We start from the raw sequence: 844 nt of genomic DNA, 5'->3' as shown, positions 1-844 counted from the left end.
CGGCGGGCCGCAGTCGCCGACGACTCCGCCCCGCCCACCGACATCAGGCGCTTGCGCCACAGGAAACGCACCCGAAGGAGAACCCCACATGACCACCCCGGACGCCGAAGGAGTCGCCCGATGAGAGTCCTCCTGATCGGAGCCAACGGCTACATCGGCCGCTTCGTGGCCGACCGCCTCCTCGCCGACCCCGCCGTCCAGCTCACCGCCCTCGGCCGCGGCGACGACGCCGACGTCCGCTTCGACCTCGCCACCGGCAGCCCCGGCGCCCTCACCCGCTTCCTCGACGCCGTCCACCCCGGTGTGGTCGTCAACTGCGCCGGCACCACGAGAGGCGGCGCCCGCGAACTCACCCGGCACAACACCGTCGCCGTGGCCACCGTCTGCGAGGCCCTCCGCCGCAGCGGCTGCGGCGCACGGCTCGTACAGATCGGCTGCGGCTCGGAGTACGGCCCCAGCCAGCCCGGCTCGTCCACGGCGGAGGACGCCGTCCCCCGCCCCGGCGGCCCCTACGGCGTCAGCAAACTCGCCGCCACCGAGCTGGTCCTCGGCTCCGGCCTGGACGCCGTGGTCCTCCGGGTCTTCTCACCCGTCGGCCCCGGCACCCCCGCCGGCTCCCCCCTCGGCCGCCTCGCCGAGGCGATGCGCCGCGCCATGCAGTCCGGCGACAGCGAGCTGAAGCTCGGCGGCCTCGGCGCACAACGGGACTTCGTCGACGTCCGCGACGTGGCCCGCGCCGTCCACGCCGCCTCCCTCTCCGCCGCGCAGGGCGTCATCAACATCGGCTCGGGCCGCGCCGTCCGCCTCCGCGACGCCGCCGGAATCCTCGCCAGGGTGGCCGGCT

At 75.6% G+C, this 844-nt stretch carries 1 protein-coding gene; it reads left to right on the top strand.

The genetic code is table 11. The annotated features are described in order from the left end of the window. Nucleotides 1–120 precede the first annotated feature (120 nt). Nucleotides 121–844: NAD-dependent epimerase/dehydratase family protein (locus B7767_RS27050; protein WP_085574465.1), on the top strand; the 724-nt coding region annotated here is incomplete at its 3' end.

The organism is Streptomyces sp. 13-12-16 (assembly GCF_002114215.1).
Taxonomy (GTDB): domain Bacteria; phylum Actinomycetota; class Actinomycetes; order Streptomycetales; family Streptomycetaceae; genus Streptomyces.
Note: the sequence above shows the minus strand (reverse complement) of the source record. Positions and strands in the feature narration are given on the sequence as shown.